We start from the raw sequence: 20,004 nt of genomic DNA on the forward strand, positions 1-20,004 counted from the left end.
CGACGACGTCATCGAGGAAGAAGCCGGTGACGCGGAGTCCAACATGGAAGGCTGGCTCATGGAACGCTATTGTGACGGCGCGCATCCCCCGCGTGTAGGTTTTCTGCGCTCAGCTATACCGAAACCAGCGTATTCAGCAGGCTGTTTAAGAAGTGGTATGGGCTGTCGCCACGTGCGTATCGGAAGAGCCAACAGCGTGATGATGGCGGCGGCTAAAGGGAGCTTACAATTTCCTGTACCGTCTATTTTGCCAAGTTTTTATGCAGTTGAGGTCAACTTTCAGGGTTGGCTTTGCCCCTACCTTTGTCTTCATAATGGAAGCAACATACACAAACACACGATATGGTAAGGGGAGCACCTACCAATTCCTTACCAACGCGGAGGTATTCGTAATGGCCGACCGCGCCCTTGAGTCGCTGCTGGTGAAGCACGACGATAGTTGGCAAGCAAACCAACCAAACTATTAAAATGGCAAAGCATCGGTTTTGCATAGCACGGCAAGTTAAGATAGCCCATTTGTCCGGCCCGTTTCAAGAGCAGGGCACCCTGTACTTCGTTGGGTAGATACGCTTTAGTCGCCTCCGCTTCTTTCAGTTATCCCAACTTAAAAGTCGACAACAACGGCCCCCTCCACGGCGCGTTGGATATCTTCTGGAAGGTTGGCGAATAAGTCGTATCCGGTTTGTTGTTCAATGGCATCAACACTTACCTGATAATTTTGCCACCGCTCATCAACATCATTGCTATTTGGCATATCTACAGCGATAATTCGCGTATCCGCGGTAACGCGAGCCAGATCATCATCACCTTTCGTTAAGAGTAGCGCAACTTTCCAAATCCGGGCAGGCACTGTTATTTTCCCATTGTCAATGGTCTCGGCTTCTCCATTGTCGCCCTTCCCACCTTTTCCATACAAACCCATAATGATATAGGCCTCGCGGCCATTTCTCACCTGGGCGCGGATCTCGTTTTCCAAGTCTGCCCATGGTCCGCCGTTGTTTTCCGGCGCTTGCGGGATCATGTTTGTCATCAAAAATGTCGATGAATTAGCCTCATAGGAACTCGTCCGGTCAGCCGATGGGCAATTATGCCCCCTATTAAATCCAGAACCTGTGTAGCTAGCATGGGATACGACGTACCAGCTTTGGGGAATACCAATATAGGGTGCAAAATTGTCCTGGCGGCCTACCTCACCGGTGATATTGGCCTCGTCCAAATGCCAACTTACCCAATTCGGCGTTCCGCGGTCGCGGTTGTATGACAATACATAGTAATGATGATCAATGAGGTAGTTGGAATAATTTATGATGTTGTCATCGGCGTCTGAAGGATTCCCGAATAGCATGTTGCTGTTATCGCCTACTGATGGTGGCGCATCTTCCCCCTTTTCAACGCCGCGCGGCTCTTCATCGGCGGGGTCATAACCACCGCCCTCCCACGTACCCGGCTCGCCTAATACAATCCCCGACTCACCTGTCCCTTTGAAAACGATATCGTCGATGTTGAGGCGGCCACCACCGGTTTTAACGATCCGAAACCGCACCTTCCCGGTGTCTGAAACGGCAAACGAATCCAATTTCAGGGTGTGTGAAGAGGTTGTCATCTCCTCGCCAACCTGCTGAAAGCCCTCTCCATCCGGCGCCATATACAAATGCCAAGTAGCTGGAGCATCATTGCCGAAAAGTCCGTGTTTGAAGTAGACCATCTCAAGGTTCGATACCTGAAAAGCGGTACTTATACTTCCCGTATTTCGGATGCGAACGGCGCGTTTGCCATTTTTTGCGTCAGCTTGGAACGCGCCACCCCAGATCAGGGCATCGTCAAACTCCCATATCCCTGTATTTAACGGCAGTTCGCCTGTTGCATAAGCGTCTTTCCGGGCACCTTCAAAGTCTTCGGTGATGCGATAGGTAGCAGCTTCCGGTTTCGGATTGTTACGTTTATCGCCACAACCCAATGCCAAGAGGAAACAACTGCCAAGCAGGACTCTTTTCATGTCCCAAACATAACTATCCTCGTAATGACCTGCAAGCATAATCAACGTATCGTGGAGAAATCCACAGTGAGACCGACTTGTTGATAAAAAAGATGTTAGATAATATTGTGTTAATATTAACTTCACACGCAAAAGGCTACCTTTGTGCTGTAAAATAACCATTCATCCCATGAATGTATCGTTTTTCACGGCACTTGAATTTTCATTTTTCTCGCTTAGGAGGAAAAACGACTTCATTCACACTCGAATTTTTATCAATTTATGTACGTATGAGAAAGAAAATTACTAAATGGACAACATTAGTTACTGTTTTTTTAATGATCAGCAATTATTCCTGGGCACAGCGTGCGCTCACGGGAAAGGTTACCGATGGCGATGAGCCAGTGGCCGGAGCAACCGTTTTGATCAGGGGCACTTCCATCGCTACGGCAACCGATAGCGACGGGAACTTTACCCTTTCCACAGACCGCGAATCCGGTGAAATCATGATCAGAATCATCGGCTTTTCGAGCAAGACGGTGCCGTTCTCTACAACATCCAATTTGGGTATCATCGTATTATCGCCCTCGGACTCGCAATCGTTGGAAGAAGTAGTAGTGGTGGGCCGTGGAATCATCGACATCGCCGAAGACCGTAAAACGCCTATTGCGGTGTCTACCGTTAGTAGATCGGAAATTCAAAACAAGGGTATCGGCAACGTCGAGTTCCCGGAAATCATGAAAAACACGCCATCGGTTTATGTAACGAACCAGGCCAGCGGATTTGGTGATGGACAGAATTTCCTACGTGGGTTCGATCAATCCAATACGGCTTACCTGCTGAATGGACAGCCGATCAATGGGATGGAAGACGGAAACATGTATTGGTCCAACTGGAGTTCAATCGCTGACGTGGCAAACGCCGTGCAGGTGCAGCGTGGTTTAGGATCGTCTAAACTAGCTATCTCTTCTGTCGGCGGTACAATAAATATTGTTACTAAAGCGACGGACTTGGAACAAGGCGGTTTCGTTCGTTTCATGACTGGCAACAACGGCTACGCTAAGGGTACGGTAAGCTATAATACCGGCCTCAAGAATAAATGGGGCTTTTCCATGATGCTGGATTATTGGCGCGCAGATGCTAAATACGCCGTAGGTACGCAAGGAAATGGACAAAGCTACTTCTTCTCCGTGGGTTACAAACCAAACGAAAGCCATAATTTCAACTTCATGCTCTTCGGTGCGCCGCAACAGCACGGACAGAACTATGCCAAGAATATGGAAACGAGCTATTTCGACAACGGAAGCGTTGAATTTCCCGGCTACGATTTAACCGGTATCCGCGGCAATCATAATTATGGCCGTTACAACGGCGACGGACTGTCACTGGTAACCAACTTTTATCATAAACCGGTAGCCAATCTTAACTGGGACTTTGATATTACCGAAAAATCATCACTTTCTACCGTACTCTATGCGTCCATTGGGCGGGGTGGCGGTACGGGCGCGTTGGGCAACGGTGTAAACCGCCTAGACCAGCAATTCGGCCCGGCTTACGGACCCAACGGTGAATTACTTTGGGATAATATCGCGAGTTATAACAACTCGATTACAAGTGGTGTGAGCCAAGGATACGAAGGCACCATGCTGCGGGCTTCGATGAACAACCACTTCTGGTATGGAATGGTATCGAATTTCACGCACGAGACGGATTATGGCTTTACATTTAATGTTGGGGCTGATCTCCGGTTTTACCAAGGCGACCACTTCCGCCAGGTCATCAATAAATTGGGATTAAATAGCCGGATTGAAAATAGCCCGGCACACGGCGGTGATTTCGAAATCACCAAATCTTACAAAGCAGACCCTTGGGCGGCGCTTTTCAACTACGCACCAGAAGATCAGCGGGTAGGTTATGACGATTCGGAAAGCATTAATTACCAGGGTGCTTTTGGACAAGTGGAATACGCGAGAGATGGATTTACGGTGTTTGCGCAAGGTTCTGTTTCCAACCAGTCTTATGTGAAATACAATCGCTGGAACTATGACGAACGAGAAGCGAAATCTGATACTGAAAACAAAATAGGTTATAACATTAAGGGCGGGGCTTCTTATACTTTTGAAGATCAGCACACGATTTTTGCCAATATCGGCCAGTATTCCCGTCAGCCGTTTTTGGATAACATTTTCCCCCAGGGCAGCGTTGAATTTACCGATCCAAAGGTGGATAACGAGGAGATTTTCGGACTGGAAGCCGGCTATCGATTTTCGATTCCAAATTTTGTCGTTAATCTGAACGGCTATTACACCTCTTGGGAAAATCGTTTTGAGACGTTCTTCGTCAGAGGCATAGAAGTCGACGGAACGGTGTACGATGAAACAACTTACCTCTTAACCGGTGTAACACAACTTCATAAAGGATTGGAACTGGATTTCCAGGCAAATGTTACCCCGCAATGGATGATTCGCGGCTATGGTTCATTGGGTGACTGGCAGTATGACGGCGATTCACCTTTCAACCTAAGAAATGATGAGAATTCACAAATCATTCAAAGTGGTAATCTCGAACTTTCCGGTGCAAAGGTTGGCGACGCTGCCCAAACCTCGTTTGGACTGGGAACACGCTATGACATTCTGGAAGAGTTGTCAATCGATGTCGATTACAATTTCTACAGCAACCTCTATGAGCAAGTAAATGCATCGAGCGTCATTGATGCAGTGCTTGACGGGGAGGTATACAGTCCCGAGAAACTTGATTCGTTCGGTGTTCTTGACGCCGGAGTCAGCTATACGTTCAACATCGGGGCGCAGCGGTTGAAATTCCGCGGCAACGTGATGAACATTTTAAACCAGGAATATTTCAGCCGTAAAACCGGCAACGGTTACTATTACGGCTTAGGCACCACGTGGAACGCTGGGCTCACGTATAGCTTTTAAACGTTACCTAAGTAACACACATGGGAAGGGCTGTTCTTAGTGAAGGACAGCCTTTCCTTTTTCTTATGAATTGTAATGGAATTCGTCTACGTAAGGCAAGCTGATCATTTCGTTATTAAATTGTTGCAGGTTCTTCCTGTCGGCACTCAGCTCAAAAACAACGGCTAGTTTTCCGGCGCGTTTGCTTACCGTTTTACGCGTGTGTCTGATGCGATATTTATCCATCAAGCGTTTCAACTCTTCTAGGTTATCGGTATCCATATTGTGAAAACCAACGAAAATGGTGCGCGTCAGGAACAACCGCTCCATGCCACCTTCAACTTTAGCAAAAAGGGATAATACAATCACGGTAATTACAGCAAGCAACAGCGCCAACCCATGGTATCCGATGCCCGCTGCCATGCCAATCCCCGCTACGACCCAGATCACCGCAGCCGTAGTGAGCCCCATTACCGAGAACTTATCTTTGAAGATGACACCGGCGCCAATAAAACCGATACCGGTAATGATATTAGCGGCGATCCGGTCGTCACTCCCCACGCCAAAGCGTGAAACAATGGTGAATACCGTCGCCCCTAAGCAAATGAGCACAATGGTGCGAAAGCCGGCTGATTTATTTTTGTACTCACGCTCCAGCCCCACCAGGCTGCCCGCCAGTATAGAGATTCCAATAGAAATCAAATCATGGTGTTCCGGTAAAAAGTCCATTTTTATTCAAAATAAGCATACGTAATTCCCTCACCTCCCCTATCTTGATGTTCGTCTTCCATTCGGCTCACTTCTCCGTATTTGCGCAAATAATCTCGGATAAATTTGCGCAAAATCCCATCGCCTTTGCCATGGATGATTTTGAGGCTTGGAAACCCCATCATTAACGCCCTATCCAGGTATTTCTCGATTTCATAAAGTGCTGCTTCGGTACGCATACCACGTACATCCACTTCAGGACGGAAACTAGCTACATCATTCGATATTTTGGCATGGTGCGATTGCCGCGAAACCTTTTTGGGGCTCTTATTTGTAATACGGGCTACATTGTTTCGCTTTTGGACGGTACGGAGCTCGCCCATTGCCAATACAAGGTTATTTTTGGCAACACTGATTACTTGTGCTTCATTGCCCGTTTCCAACAGTTGAACCCAATCACCTACTTCAATATGGTCATCCGCTACGGGCTGTTGTTTATGGATTTCCGGCTTTGGTGTTTCCTGCGTATGTTTTTGCAATTCGGCATCCAATTGTTTCCGTAGCATTTTGGTTTTATCCTTATCCGCCTGGCTTTCCTTGATGCCCGCAATGGTATTTTCCACGAGTTTATTGGCATTCTTAATAATCTCCTTCGCCTCTTCACGGGCCTTGCTGATAATGGACTTTTTGTTTTCTTCCAAATAAGTCTGTAATGTTTCGTTCTCTTCTTTCAGTAGAGCCAGTTGCCGCTCTTTTAGGGCGATAGCTGTTTTAGCATCATATACTAGTTTCTTGTCTCGTTCCAAATCAACCAACAATGTATCTACTCGCTTTTGCTGGACACCAATCTTTTGCCTGGCGGCATATAAAATGTCTTTGCTCAAGCCTATTTTCTGGGCAATTTCAAAAGCATACGAACTACCGGGTTTACCGGTTTGGAGGATATATAAGGGCCGCATCGCCGCATTGTCAAACAACATGGACGCATTTTCAAGGCCTTCCGTATTGCTGGCGAAGACTTTTAAATTGGAATAATGGGTAGTGACCACTCCTCTGACCCGCTTACGGTTAAGTGTGTCCAACACCGCTTCGGCAATGGGTCCACCGAAAAGCGGATCGGTACCCGTGCCAAACTCATCAATGAGCACTAAGGTCTTGGCATCTGCATGTTCGGAAAAATACTTCATTTTCGAAAGGTGGGCACTGTACGTACTGAGATCGCTTTCAATCGATTGATCATCACCGATATCGACAAACACCCGCCGGAATATCCCTATTTTTGAAGTGGGATCCGCTGGGATAAGCAAACCCGCTTGGACCATCAATTGCAGTAATCCAATGGTTTTCATACATACGGATTTCCCTCCTGCATTTGGTCCCGAGACCACAATGACCCGCTGCCCTTCTTCTATTTTTACGTTGAGTGGCACCACAGTTTGTTGGGTGCTTCTGAAATTGAGCAGTAACAAGGGGTGCCGTGCATTGACCAATGAAAGCGTTGCATCCTTGCTCAACTCAGGCATGTGGGCCTCGATATCGATGGCAAACAATGCTTTTGCACGTACAAAATCCACTTTGCTTAGCAAATTGTGATAAGCCAATAACAAAGGGATATGTGGTCGCAGTTCGTCCGTCAAGGCGGTCAATATTCGGACGATTTCCCGTCGCTTCTCGAATTCAAGGTCGCGCACCTTGTTATTGAGGAGGAACACTTCTTCCGGCTCGATATATACGGTCTGTCCGGTGGCCGACTCGTCATGCATCCATCCTTTTACCTTGCGCTTGTTTTCGGCTAACACTGGGATGCATAGCCTGCCATCGCGGATCGTGAGGTTGCCATCGGCCGTCCAGCCATTTTTCTGGGCGGCTTTGAATACTTGATCGATGCGTTTCCGAGCTTCCTGTTCAGCTTTGACGATGCCAGACAGGATGTCTGCCAGCAACGGCGAAGCATTGTTTTTTACCTTTCCTTTGGCATCTATGACCGATTCAATGGCCAAAATGATGTTCTTTTCGATGGGAAGGTGCTCAAACAATGCTTCCAAATTGGGATATTGGCCATTGCGTTCATTAAAGTATCGGATAACGGCAAATACTGTCCTCAAGGACAGCAATACATTGAAAAACTCTTCTTCGGAAAGGAAAGCACCTATTACCCTGGCCTTTTCTGCATGGGGCTTAATAGGGTATAAATGATCTACGGGAAGCGGGGCGTCATTGGTAAGCAGTTCCTTGAATTCATGGGCTTGCCTCAAAAACTTATCGATTTGGTCAAACCTCGTCTGAGGTTGTATTTTATCCACCATCTCCTCGCCCGGTTCACTCAGGCATTTGGATTTGACGAGTGTTTTTATGTCCGCAAACCCAAGTTTGTCTATGGCATTATCGGGATAAATCATTCTTGTCTTATGCTATCCTGCAGTTTCCGGGCCCTATCAAAGCCAATATCCTCCAACATCTTGTTTCGCAATTGCTCAAAGCTCACGGAATCCGGCCCATTGTATGTGCTATCTCCTTTATGCATGAACAATAGGTAACGCTTGCGTTTGAGATCGAGCGAATCACGTTTTATACGATACAGGCTATCTAGCGTCTGGACATTTCTGATGGAGTCTGCAAGCCGTTGCGACCGATATTTCGCTTCGATTTCCTCCTGCTCAGCCTTATTCATTCCTTCTAGCTTTTTTTCAATGGATATATAGAATTCTTTCATGATATACGGCCTGCTTGAATAGAATTCAATACTTCGCCTAAACATCGTGGAATCAATACCATACCGGTTGAAGATTGCATCATAATACGTTTCTCGGTAAGCTCTTGCCGAATCGATGGCCATAGAAGACAGCTCACCATCCGCTAGGTGCACATCCAGCAATATGTCCGACATCTGATTTTGCCGAATCACATCAGTAGGAATTTTCTCCCCGCAGGAGATGTATAAAAACAAAACCATCATTCCGGTCAAAAGCAGTCGCATCCTATTATATTATCCTTGCCTATCTTTCCAGTTGGTAGATAGGTGCAGGTTTTGTAGTTTTGTGCAAACTTAGACAAATTGTGTGTGAAAAGCAATTTGTCGATCTCTCATCTGCCATTGAGAGAAAAGTTAAGGACAGATGAAAACTTAGACAAATTGTGTGTGAAAAGCAATTACTCACCTCCAGTCAGCTCCAAAGGTGTTCGTGAATGCTTCGCAATTATGGGGGTGTACGGCAGATTGCAGCTTTTTCACGCTGAGCGCGCAAAGTTTTCCAACGCGAAGACCGCTGAGCTTTTCTTAGCGAGCTTAATCCGCCAACTACGGAAAAGCGTCTCTGCGAACTTTCGTGACACAGTTCTATGCGGCTTACCAGTCTCTCATCCGCCGTAGAGAAAAAGGTTATAACAAGATGAGAAACATAAAACGAAATCGTCAAAAATATGCGCATTGCTAATAACATTAAAGCCATCGAAGAAGAGTTAAGCCGACTTGCTGTCAAACTGATTGCTGTGTCAAAGACTAAACCCCAATCCGATATTATGGAAGCTTACCATGCCGGACACCGCGCCTTTGGTGAAAACATCGTGCAGGAATTGGTTGGGAAACACGAAGCACTCCCCAAAGATATCGAATGGCATCTCGTTGGCCACCTGCAAAGCAACAAGGTCAAATACATTGCGCCATTCATCGGCTTGATCCACTCAGTAGATAGCTTAAAACTCTTGAGCGAAATAAACAAACAAGCAGTGAAGCATGCCCGTATCATCGACTGCCTTTTGCAAATACATATCGCTTCTGAAGACACTAAATTCGGACTCGACCATGCTGAACTTATTGAATTGTTGCGTTCAGAACAGATTGGCGAGTTGAAGAATATTCGGATTAGGGGATTAATGGGAATAGCAACCAACACACCTAGTGAAAAGATAGTCAAAGAGGAATTTTATGAACTGAAATCACTTTTCGATGGCATTAAACAGAGTTTTTTCAGGGATACCCCTTATTTTGACACCTTATCCATGGGCATGTCTGCCGATTACAAAATCGCTATCGAACAAGGTAGCACGATGGTACGTTTGGGGAGCACAATTTTTGGTGAGCGATGAAGGCGGGTTCCACACAAAGTTCGCAAAAGAAAGCAATAAATGCCTTCGCGTTCTTTGCGTAAAGGCTTGACAGCCTCTGTGTGAAAGAACAAAAGACAAACAGTCAACAAAAATGAACAACATAATCATACGTAAGGCCGAAGCGACCGACTGCCAGCAGATGCTGGAACTCATCAAGGAACTTGCCGTATACGAAAAAGCACCGGATGAAGTGACCGTAACCATGGAGGAGTTTGTGGACACCGGTTTTGGCGATGCTCCGGTGTGGGAGGCTTTTGTGGCGGATGTGGATGACCATATCGTGGGCATTTCCCTCTTTTATATCCGGTATTCGACATGGAAGGGCCGTAGGCTTTATCTGGAAGATATCATTGTAACCGAACACATGCGGGGTAAAGGCATCGGTAAGTTACTGTTCGATGCGACCTGGAAGTTATGCAAGGAACGACAGTACAGTGGCATGGCATGGCAGGTATTGGAATGGAATGAGCCCGCCATCAATTTTTACCAAAAATATGGTGCAACTTTTGATAAGGAATGGGTGAATGTGTCGTTGGACACATTTTAATTTTTATATTGACAATTTAAACCCCAAAGCGCTGACATGATGATAAACAAACGTATGAATTTCAGGAATCCCAAATTCGCCAACTGGCGGTATGGCTTGTTGGCGATTATCGGAGCCGGAGTGCTTGGTGCTTGCCAGTCCAATTCAGATAATAATGAGGCAGAAAGCCAGGTTCAACATGCAGATACGCTTGCATACCAATATGAAAATTATATCAAATACAGCGACTTTCCTATTAAGACCAGTGAAACCACAGACACCACTTATTTTGCGATGTCTTACCCGTCATTCCAAGATTCTGCCGTCAACCGCTTCGTGATGGGCGCGCTGCTTGGTGATGATACCGCATCAGTGGAGGGGGTTGCCCAAACATTCATTGATGAATTTGATGATTTCCGTCAATCCGACCCCTTTCCACGGGTTTGGGCGTCCGAGTCCCACGCCAAAGTGTACCGCATTACCCCCTCTTACCTCGAGTTGGTAATCGATGCTTCCACCTACACGGGTGGTGCGCACGGCAACTATGCCACGGTATTCATGCACTATGACATCCCCAATCGACAACCACTCACTCTTGATAACATCGTATCAAAACCATACCAAAATGAGTTGACTGCCGTTGCTGAACGTCATTTTAGGAAACAGGAAAACCTTGCCGTTGACCAATCCTTAGAAAACGGTTATTTTTTTGACCAAGGCCGTTTCAGCCTTCCGGACAACTTTGGGCTCGAACGAGACAGTATGCTTTTCCTTTACAACGTCTATGAAATCAAACCGTATGTAGACGGACAAACTGAACTCCGTGTTCCCTATTCGGAAGTTGAAAAGTTGTTGACGGACCGTGCAAAACGGATTATTGTGGAATTGAACATGTAAAGCTATACCCCTAAATGCAAGTATTCAAATTTGGAGGTGCGTCCGTAAAAGACGCCGAAGGTGTAATAAACCTGGGCCGGATCATCGAAAAACACCAAAATGACAAGTTGTTAATCGTGGTTTCCGCTATGGGAAAAACCACCAACCTATTGGAACGGTTAACCCTTAGCTATTTCACCCAGAAGGATGATACATCCGATTTGTTGGAGCAAGCCAGACAATACCACGACACCATATTACGAACACTCTTTCCTGATGAGCACCATCCGGCCTATAACGATGTCGCCAATCGGTTTGTCGAAATCGAGTGGATATTGGAAGACGAGCCAATGGATCCTTATGATTATTTATATGATCAAATTGTTTCCGTGGGTGAGCTCGTCTCTACAACCATCGTGAGCCATTACCTCAATTACATCGGAGTAAAAAATATATGGCTAGATGCACGGAATTATATTTTTACTGACAATACCCATCGGGAGGGGCGTGTGGCATGGAGAATCACCGAAGAGCGCATCTTAAGTGAAATACCCACCCTGTTGGAGCAGCAATTGGCAGTAACCCAGGGTTTCATCGGTTCTACATCCGAAAATTTCACCACCACGCTTGGCCGTGAAGGATCTGACTATTCAGCAGCCATCTTCGCGGCTTGTCTTGATGCCGAAGCCGTAACCATATGGAAGGATGTACCAGGGGTACTAAATGCCGATCCTAAATGGTTTGACAAGACAGAATTAATTGCTGAACTTTCATATTTGGATGCCATTGAGCTTACCTATTACGGTGCCACGGTCATCCACCCAAAGACTATCAAACCGCTGCAAAACAAAAATATTACGTTGCATGTGAAGTCATTCATCGATATTGAAAATGGAGGCACGCAGATACGCCAAACCGAGGGCACCTTACCGATACCCTCATTTATCTTCAAGGTAAATCAAGTGTTGATTTCCATATTGCCGAAAGACTTTTCGTTTATTGTAGAAGACAATCTCAGTGACATTTTCAGCCGTTTCCACCAGTACCAAATCAAGGTGAATATGATGCACAATAGCGCCGTAAGCTTTTCGGTAAGTATAGATAGCACAGGAGAAAACATAGCGGAGTTGCTCCGTGATTTAAAAGCACGATATGATGTGCAGCGTCAAAACGGATTGGAACTCATCACCATACGTCATTACAACCAGCAGACTATAGATCGTGTCCTGGTGGAAAAGGAAATCATCATGGAGCTCAAGGATAGCTATACCTGCCAGCTCTTGGTTAGGAAACTTGCCCCCAGATGAATTGGATAACGGCCATGTCATTTAATGGTTAAGCATTTATTTTCTTTGATTTTTTGCATAGTTTTGATAAAATATGATTCTAATAAAACAATAAGCATATGATTTGCCAAAAATATATGATCCGTATTTCTACTTTTATGTGCCTGGCACTTTCCCTTTCATGTAATGGAAACAGTAAACAACCTCATACGCAAAGCGAGTCTAAGGAATCGGCAATACAAAGCCATGCAAGCGCCTCCCCCGCTGTCGCCCCAACCTCAGTTGAACCAACCAAAATAATCCCTGATTTTACTTTTTATATTTTGCAAAGCGGTATACGTTTCAGCCGTGAAGATCTCGCCAAAGACGGCAAGAATATTGTGTTCATCCTATTTGACCCAAGTTGCAGCCATTGCCAACATGAAGCAAGAGATCTTGGTCAGCATTACAGCCGCGTCAAAGATGTTCACGTTTATTTTGTCTCGATGAATGACCCAGCGCTTATGAGTACCTTTTTGGATACCTACGCCAAGCCTTTGATTGGCAAAGACAATATTACACTATTGTATGATCGTAATGCCGAGTTTATCAACAAATTCCATATCCCTTCACAATATCCGGCCACATATGTGTATGGATCCGACGGCATATTGAAACAGCATTGGAGTGGTGAAAAAGATATCGAGGAGGTAATCGCAGCCATTAATCAGGTGTAACAGGCATAAGGCATAAGATAATAAACCACGTGGTATAACAGTAATCATTTTAATGATTAACTTTGGACTTGGTTTAACCATCTACGTAGTATAACCTATTAAATGTTGAAAATTGCAATAAATGGTTTCGGTCGTATCGGCCGAAACACGCTCCGCAACATGCTGCTTAGGCAGGTAAAGGGCATCAATGTGGTGTCCATCAATGACCTAGCTGATACCCACACATTGGCCCATCTCTTCCGGTATGATTCCGTCCATGGCCCCTATGGCGGCAATATCGAAGCAACCCCAAATACCTTGATTATAGATGGCAATTCCATCCAAGTGTTTGCCGAAAGGGATCCGATAAAGTTGCCTTGGAAATCATTGGATGTGGATGTAGTCATAGAAGCCACCGGTAAATTCACGAGTGGGCAAGCAGCCGCCAAACATTTAGAAGCCGGGGCAAAACAGGTGATCATATCTGCCCCTTCATCAGACAGGGATGTCCCTACTGTGGTATTGGGGGTCAATGAAGCTTCCATTGATTTACGTAGCCCCATCCTATCCAATGCTTCATGTACCACCAATAACGTGGCACCATTGGTCAAGGTGCTGGATGAAAACTGGGGTATCCAAGATGGTTATATCACCACTGTACATAGCATGACAGGTGATCAAAATCTCCATGACGCCCCTCATCGCGACCTCCGGCGAGCAAGAGCCGCCTCTGCTTCCATCATCCCTACCACTACGGGCGCCGCCAAGGCCATCACCAATGTGTTTCCGCATCTGGAGGGTAAACTTGGTGGTGCTGGCATCCGCGTACCCGTCTTGAATGGTTCGTTGACGGATTTTACCTGTACCTTACACAGCCAACCAACCGTATCCGAAATCAACACGACGTTTAGAAAAGCTGCGGAAGGAGTACTCCAAAACGTATTGCGCTATACCGAGGATCCTATCGTATCCGTCGACATCATCAATAGCCCATATTCCTGCGTATTTGATGCTCAGCTGACATCGGTAGTCGGTGGATTGATTAAAGTAGTTGGCTGGTATGATAATGAATATGGATATTCCAATCGCTTAGTGGATTTGTTGATTAAAATTGCTGAAAATGATTAAATTCATCGCTACTGAAGACACACTCCCCCTTAGGAGCAGCGTACTCCGCAACGGTGAGCCAACAACCGAATGCTATTTCCAAGCCGATGATTTGCCTACCACTTTCCATTTGGGATACCATTCCCCTGTGGACGAAATCGTGTCTATCCTTACCTGTCAGCTCGAATCCATGGAGCCCTATACAGGGATAGGTTACCGCTTACGCGGCATGGCCACGCATCCGGAGTGGCAAGGCAAGGGGATTGGCACCTTACTACTCAAAGAGGTCATTGACCACTTGGCCAACGAAATGAAGGCAGACTACCTGTGGTGTAATGCCCGGAGGGTTGCCCATGATTTTTATCAGAACCTTGGATTTGAATTCCTCTCGGAAGAATTTGAAATTCCGGGCATTGGCCTGCATAGGGTGATGTATCTTGACTTGTACAACAAAAACTCATAGGTGGTTTTAATTCCACAAAAAAGGGAAGCCAATGACTTCCCTTTTTCCTAACAAAATCGAATGGGGTTAAAACCTTATTTTACTGCGTCTACGACGGCCTTGAATGCCTCCGGATTGTTCATGGCCAAATCGGCCAGCACCTTACGGTTCAACCCAATGTCTTTGGCGTTCAACTTACCTATCAGTTGCGAATATGAAATCCCATGCTGACGGGCACCGGCGTTGATACGTTGTATCCATAAAGCCCTGAACTCCCTTTTCTTGGTTCTGCGGTCGCGGTATGCGTACTGCAATCCCTTTTCTACTGTATTCTTTGCAACGGTGTATACCTTGCTGCGTGCCCCATAATAGCCTTTGGCCATTTTGAGGATTTTCTTCCGTCTTCTTCTTGACGCTACTGAGTTAACCGAACGTGGCATAATTTTTTGTTTTTTTGGTAGCAGGCGCCGTGTTTCGCAACGATCTTACAACCCAATACCCGGTCAATGATTTTTGTTAATTTTAAACCTAATAATTATTTGCCGATAGCAAGCATACGTTTCACGTTGCCCGTATCCGCATCAGACACTAAACCTGTCTGTGTCAGATTGCGTTTACGCTTGGTGCTTTTCTTGGTCAGAATGTGACTTTTGAAAGCATGCTTCCTCGCAATTTTACCTGTTCCAGTAAGTTTGAAACGCTTCTTCGCACTGGAATTGGTTTTCATTTTTGGCATGATTCGCTATTTTTATATCGATTTGTTAGTTTTCTTATTTTTTCCCTGATGATTTGGGCGATAAGGTGAGAAACATCCGCTTGCCTTCCAATTTCGGCAATAATTCCACTTTGCCGTACTCTTCAAGGGCCTGCGCAAAACGCAGTAACAGGATTTCTCCTTGTTCCTTATAGACTATCGCCCGGCCTTTGAAATGCACGTATGCACGTACCTTTTCACCTGCCTCCAGGAATTTAATCGCATGCTTGAGCTTAAACTCAAAATCATGGTCATTGGTATTCGGGCCAAAACGGATTTCCTTGATAACTGTTTGTTTGGCGTTTGCCTTGATCTCCTTTTGCTTTTTCTTTTGCTCGTATATAAACTTGCTATAATCGATAACCTTGCAAACGGGTGGACTGGCATTCGGTGAAATTTCCACTAAATCCAGATCCAATTCATCAGCAAGATCCAATGCTTTGCGTGTAGGGTAAATTCCCGGCTCCACATTTTCGCCAACTAAGCGCACCTCTGGTACCCTGATGAAGTCATTGATACGATGTTCTGGCTCCTTTTTCCTAAATGGAGGTCTTGGGCCTCTGAATCCTGGTCTGTTTAATGCCAACTAGTTAAAAAATTAAACGGTTATCTCTTTTATTAATTGCTCGCTGAATGCGTCCGTAGTCATGGCACCTAAATCTTGGGAGCCATGCTTCCTAACAGAAACGGTGCCACTCTCCATCTCCTTCTCCCCTACAATCAGCATGTAGGGTATTTTCTTCATCTCGGCGTCCCTGATTTTACGTCCAACTTTCTCGTCTCGCAAATCTATCAAGCCGCGAATATCGGAATTATTGAGCGATTCCAAAAGTTTTTTCGCATATTCTTCATATTTTTCCGATACCGGGAGTATAATAAATTGCTCTGGTGCAAGCCACAGCGGAAACTGTCCGGCACAGTGTTCTATCAGTACAGCCACAAAGCGTTCCAACGACCCAAAGGGTGCGCGGTGTATCATCACGGGCCGATGCTTGGTGTTGTCGCTCCCAGTATATTCGAGCTCAAAACGCTCGGGCAGGTTGTAATCCACCTGGATGGTACCCAACTGCCACTTGCGACCCAACGCATCCTTCACCATGAAATCCAATTTGGGCCCATAGAACGCGGCCTCGCCTAGCACCGTCACCGTATTCAATCCTTTCTCCTCTGCCGCTTCCACGATGGCTTGCTCGGCTAAGTGCCAGTGTTCGTCTGATCCAATGTACTTCACTTTATTATCCGGATCGCGAAGGGATATCTGGGCAATGTAATCGTCAAACCCTAAAGCGCGGAATGTATAGAATACCAAATCAATAACCTTTTTGAATTCTTCCTTCACTTGGTCAGGCCGACAAAAGAGATGCGCATCATCTTGTGTAAAACCACGTACACGGGTAAGGCCATGCAATTCTCCACTCTGTTCGTAGCGGTAGACCGTACCGAATTCCGCATAGCGGATAGGTAAATCTTTATACGAACGGGGTTTCGTCTTGTATATTTCGCAATGGTGCGGGCAGTTCATGGGTTTCAGGAAAAACTCCTCCCCTTCTTGTGGTGTATGAATGGGCTGGAACGAATCCGCACCATACTTATCATAGTGCCCGGAGGTCACGTACAGGTTCTTATGCCCAATGTGGGGTGTCATTACCGGTTCGTAACCTGCCTTCAGTTGCGCACGTTGCATGAAATCGATTAATTTTTGCCGTAACCGTGCCCCTTTAGGCAGCCACAGTGGCAATCCCATCCCCACTTTTTCGGAAAACGCAAACAATTCTAGCTCCTTACCCAGCTTGCGGTGGTCGCGTTTCTTTGCTTCCTCAATCATGGTCAGGTAATCCGTCAATTCGCTTGCTTTAGGGAAAGTAACGCCGTAAATACGCGTAAGTTGCTTACGGCTTTCGTCACCCCGCCAATAAGCCCCAGCCACATTGGTCAATTTTACGGCCTTAATAAAGCCGGTATTGGGGATATGTGGCCCCCGGCATAAATCCGTGAAGTTGCCCTGCGTATAAAAGGTAATGCTTCCATCGGGCAAATCTTTAATTAGGTCAAGCTTGTACTCGTCACCTTTATCGCTGAAATACGCTTCCGCCTCCGCTTTGCTTACTGGTTTACGGACGTATGCCGACTTGGTACGGGCTAACTCAACGATTTTGTCCTCGATTAGTTTGAAATCATCCGAGGAGAATTCACGGTCGCCAAAATCTACATCGTAATAGAATCCTGTTTCAATGGCGGGACCGATACCAAATTTGATACCCGGATATAGGTCTTCTAAGGCTTCAGCCATCAAGTGAGCCGAAGAATGCCAAAAGGTCGATTTACCTTGGTCGTCATTCCAAGTAAGCAACCGTACGGACGCATCTTGCTCAATTGGGCGCGAAGCATCCCATACCTCTCCGTTTACCTCCGCGGCTAGCACATTGCGGGCCAAGCCTTCTGAAATGGATTGTGCGATTTCCATCGCTGTAGTCCCCTCGGCATATTGCCGTACGGAACCGTCAGGTAGTGTAATGTCAATCATCTACAACTATGATTTTTTTTTATTTCTAGAAATTTGTTCATAATAACCACCGTACAAACGTGGTTTTTTTGCAGGCACAAAGGTAAGGAAAGAAATATGAAGTTAGCAATATGAAGCGCAATACAAATTCAAAAAACCACGCCAAACCGTATCGCCATCCGGTTTAGCGTATATTTTTCCGTATTGTATGCTTCCGGCCCCAAAATGGTGTTCGCCGTATGCAGTGATGCAACTTGCCTTTTGTATCCAATGCTAACCAAATAACGATCTTTACCTTTGGCTTTCCACCTCAACCCCATGGAAGGATTGAATACAACGCCCCCGTCATGCCATTGCGTATCCGTTCGTTTCTCAAACCAAGCAAACCCATATCCCACCTCCATCCCAACATACGGAGATACCCGCTTTTTGGGCAAGATGACCCGAGCTCCCAGGGTTATGGGAACAATGCGAAGACCGAAATATTCGTCCACGCCAACGGTAAGCCCCATGCTCATCACCCGGGCGAATTGCACACCGTTGAACGATTGAACTGTTAAGGCGACCGGCGAAAAAAAATTCGCGCCAGACCACAATGTGCCTATTTCAGTTTCGTTGGCATAGCGGAGGGATTGCCCTCGAACGGATACGCCCACATATAGCAAAATCACTGTGACGATTACCGGCAAGCCGGATATCCTTAGCATACTTACCCTCATTTCACATTGATACAGCTGAGGAGCTTTAATTTACGGGGGTCGCTATAATCGTACTGGCATACACCATCTGCACCGGTAACAATCAGGGATTTCGGTGCGGGTATAACATCGGTGAATCGTTTGTTTTCAATGTGTTCCAGTTGGTTATTTGCAATATCCAATACGTTGGATGTGTTAAAACTCTTCAGTCCGAAATCACCTTCGCAGATATAAAGGTAATCGCCCGACAACCCCAGACCATGGGGATTGTCCATCGCATAAGATTTGATCAATTTGGGATAATAGGGATCCTTGATATCCAGCACTTGCAGCACATCTTCTCCAAACCGGCACATGTTACCCGTCCTAAGTGTTACAAATGCATGGTCATCATTGACAACGACTGGATCACAGGCCGCTATATGCTGGTATACCGACATGCGTATGGGGCTGTCCGGTTTGGTCGCATCGTAAATATGCATCCCGGTCATCGAACCGATAAACAGCTTCTCCTTATAAGGGAATATGGTTTCGATGCCCCACCCCAGCTGGATATCTTTCACAAACTTGGGTTTGCAGGCTTGTTGTACATCGAAAAGCCGCAGCGTATAGTCATCCACAGCATATAAATGGCCACTCATCAGGGTGAAACGCGCCATTGATCCACCCTGCCCGTAACCGGCAGCGGCGTCGGACGAAACAAACGCTTCCTGATTACGCCAAGTACCCCATCCACGCCCTTGTTCGACACTAGTTGTAGTGATGACCGTATCCTTGAATGTCACAAACATTCCGCGTTCCGCATCGACAAACATGTGTGGGAACACTTCTTCTACGCGCTCCACCAATTTGATGGCCGACAAATCGCTGATATCGAATGCCAAAAGGTCAATATAGCTGTCGGCATACAGGATATTACTGTTGACCGCTAAGTCAACGTTGCCCGGAATCTCAATGTACGTGATGTTTTGTGGGTTCGACGGATCCCGATTATCCAACACGTGTATCCCTTTCTGTGGCTCGTTAATGAACAAGTAATCTCCATAAACGTAGATTTTGCCTGCATCTGAAATGGTTTTCACGGGTCGGGGGCCCACTTCCATTTTCCGGAATGCACTTACTTCAAGATAAACGGGCACTTGAGTGGCATAGGTAACGGTGTGTTCGACTTGATCACGGCAAGAAGTAAAAGTGGAAATAATTAATACAAGGCCTACCAATAATTTCGGTAACCTGTTAGCGGGTAATGAAGTACTCATCGTGTTTGTGTTTTAGGTGTTAAAAAGGTTATCTATCAAAAATTGATTATTGCTAATCACGTTTTTATGGATGACGATCATGACAACCATAACGCTACAATCGGTTAAAAAATTTTCGAGATGTGAGCTAGTAAGTAACAAGGACTGGGAAGC

General features: G+C 46.0%; 19 protein-coding genes and 1 pseudogene. 10 read left to right on the forward strand and 10 right to left on the reverse strand.

All coding sequences use genetic code 11. From position 1 onward, the window contains the following. Positions 1–126: 126 nt before the first annotated feature. A pseudogene (locus NF543_RS25505) lies at positions 127–216 on the forward strand (AraC family transcriptional regulator); the annotation flags it as partial. Positions 217–314: 98 nt separating this feature from the next. Next, positions 315–467, forward strand: a complete 153-nt coding sequence (locus NF543_RS09285) for a hypothetical protein (protein ID WP_257667841.1) — start codon at positions 315–317, stop codon at positions 465–467. Between the two features lie 137 nt (positions 468–604). On the opposite strand, the gene NF543_RS09290 is transcribed toward NF543_RS09285, so the two are convergent. Further along, entirely contained in the window at positions 605–1,996 is a 1,392-nt protein-coding gene (locus tag NF543_RS09290) for a DNA/RNA non-specific endonuclease (RefSeq protein ID WP_257667842.1), read from the reverse strand. A gap of 269 nt (positions 1,997–2,265) precedes the next feature. On the opposite strand from NF543_RS09290, the gene NF543_RS09295 reads away from it, so the two are divergent. After that, positions 2,266–4,911, forward strand: coding sequence for a TonB-dependent receptor (locus NF543_RS09295; protein ID WP_257667843.1), 2,646 nt, complete (start codon positions 2,266–2,268; stop codon positions 4,909–4,911). 63 nt (positions 4,912–4,974) lie between these two features. Here NF543_RS09295 and NF543_RS09300 read toward each other — a convergent pair whose 3' ends face one another. From NF543_RS09300 to NF543_RS09310, 3 genes are read right to left on the reverse strand one after another with little or no spacing between them, the layout of a single operon-like run. After that, complete coding sequence (locus tag NF543_RS09300; protein WP_257667844.1) at positions 4,975–5,619, reverse strand: MgtC/SapB family protein; 645 nt, start codon at positions 5,617–5,619, stop codon at positions 4,975–4,977. A 2-nt stretch (positions 5,620–5,621) separates the two neighbouring features. After that, positions 5,622–7,997: an endonuclease MutS2 gene (locus NF543_RS09305; protein ID WP_257667845.1), complete on the reverse strand. Its 2,376-nt coding sequence runs from the start codon at positions 7,995–7,997 to the stop codon at positions 5,622–5,624. Then, positions 7,994–8,575 carry a DUF4296 domain-containing protein gene (locus tag NF543_RS09310; RefSeq protein WP_257667846.1) on the reverse strand — a complete coding sequence of 194 codons (582 nt, stop codon included), beginning with the start codon at positions 8,573–8,575 and terminating at the stop codon, positions 7,994–7,996. The genes NF543_RS09305 and NF543_RS09310 overlap by 4 nt, the downstream gene beginning before the upstream one ends. 443 nt (positions 8,576–9,018) lie before the next feature. Here NF543_RS09310 and NF543_RS09315 point away from each other — a divergent pair, with 443 nt between their 5' ends. From NF543_RS09315 to NF543_RS09345, 7 genes are all read left to right on the forward strand, one after another. Continuing rightward, entirely contained in the window at positions 9,019–9,684 is a 666-nt protein-coding gene (locus tag NF543_RS09315; RefSeq protein WP_257667847.1) for a YggS family pyridoxal phosphate-dependent enzyme, read from the forward strand. A 112-nt stretch (positions 9,685–9,796) separates the two neighbouring features. Further along, positions 9,797–10,252: a GNAT family N-acetyltransferase gene (locus tag NF543_RS09320; RefSeq protein ID WP_257667848.1), complete on the forward strand. Its 456-nt coding sequence runs from the start codon at positions 9,797–9,799 to the stop codon at positions 10,250–10,252. Positions 10,253–10,288: 36 nt separating this feature from the next. Next, the gene (locus NF543_RS09325) at positions 10,289–11,128 is read left to right on the forward strand and encodes a DUF3298 and DUF4163 domain-containing protein (protein WP_257667849.1); all 840 of its coding nucleotides are present in this window, start codon (positions 10,289–10,291) and stop codon (positions 11,126–11,128) included. A 14-nt stretch (positions 11,129–11,142) separates the two neighbouring features. Further along, complete coding sequence (locus NF543_RS09330; protein ID WP_257667850.1) at positions 11,143–12,414, forward strand: aspartate kinase; 1,272 nt, start codon at positions 11,143–11,145, stop codon at positions 12,412–12,414. Positions 12,415–12,512: 98 nt separating this feature from the next. Next, positions 12,513–13,109 (forward strand): peroxiredoxin family protein, encoded by a 597-nt coding sequence (locus tag NF543_RS09335; RefSeq protein ID WP_257667851.1) that lies wholly within the window; start codon positions 12,513–12,515, stop codon positions 13,107–13,109. A 102-nt stretch (positions 13,110–13,211) separates the two neighbouring features. Beyond that, the gene (gene gap, locus NF543_RS09340) at positions 13,212–14,216 is read left to right on the forward strand and encodes a type I glyceraldehyde-3-phosphate dehydrogenase (RefSeq protein WP_257667852.1); all 1,005 of its coding nucleotides are present in this window, start codon (positions 13,212–13,214) and stop codon (positions 14,214–14,216) included. Beyond that, positions 14,209–14,658, forward strand: a complete 450-nt coding sequence (locus NF543_RS09345) for a GNAT family N-acetyltransferase (RefSeq protein WP_257667853.1) — start codon at positions 14,209–14,211, stop codon at positions 14,656–14,658. Before gap ends, NF543_RS09345 begins: the two co-directional genes overlap by 8 nt. 74 nt (positions 14,659–14,732) lie before the next feature. Here the strand turns inward: NF543_RS09345 and rplT are convergent, their stop codons facing one another. From rplT to NF543_RS09375, 6 genes are all read right to left on the reverse strand, one after another. Beyond that, positions 14,733–15,077 (reverse strand): 50S ribosomal protein L20, encoded by a 345-nt coding sequence (rplT, locus tag NF543_RS09350; RefSeq protein ID WP_257667854.1) that lies wholly within the window; start codon positions 15,075–15,077, stop codon positions 14,733–14,735. A 95-nt stretch (positions 15,078–15,172) separates the two neighbouring features. Continuing rightward, on the reverse strand, positions 15,173–15,373 hold the full coding sequence (gene rpmI, locus NF543_RS09355; protein ID WP_257667855.1) for a 50S ribosomal protein L35: 201 nt from the start codon (positions 15,371–15,373) through the stop codon (positions 15,173–15,175). Between the two features lie 34 nt (positions 15,374–15,407). Beyond that, positions 15,408–15,977, reverse strand: a complete 570-nt coding sequence (gene infC, locus NF543_RS09360) for a translation initiation factor IF-3 (RefSeq protein WP_257667856.1) — start codon at positions 15,975–15,977, stop codon at positions 15,408–15,410. Between the two features lie 12 nt (positions 15,978–15,989). Then, on the reverse strand, positions 15,990–17,915 hold the full coding sequence (gene thrS / locus NF543_RS09365; protein WP_257667857.1) for a threonine--tRNA ligase: 1,926 nt from the start codon (positions 17,913–17,915) through the stop codon (positions 15,990–15,992). A 128-nt stretch (positions 17,916–18,043) separates the two neighbouring features. Continuing rightward, the gene (locus NF543_RS09370) at positions 18,044–18,601 is read right to left on the reverse strand and encodes a hypothetical protein (protein ID WP_257667858.1); all 558 of its coding nucleotides are present in this window, start codon (positions 18,599–18,601) and stop codon (positions 18,044–18,046) included. An 8-nt stretch (positions 18,602–18,609) separates the two neighbouring features. Then, a complete protein-coding gene (locus NF543_RS09375; RefSeq protein WP_257667859.1) occupies positions 18,610–19,851 on the reverse strand; it encodes an LVIVD repeat-containing protein in 1,242 nt (413 codons plus the stop codon). Positions 19,852–20,004: the final 153 nt, after the last annotated feature.

The organism is Parapedobacter tibetensis, from assembly GCF_024704835.1.
In the GTDB taxonomy this organism is placed as follows: Bacteria; Bacteroidota; Bacteroidia; order Sphingobacteriales; family Sphingobacteriaceae; genus Parapedobacter; species Parapedobacter tibetensis.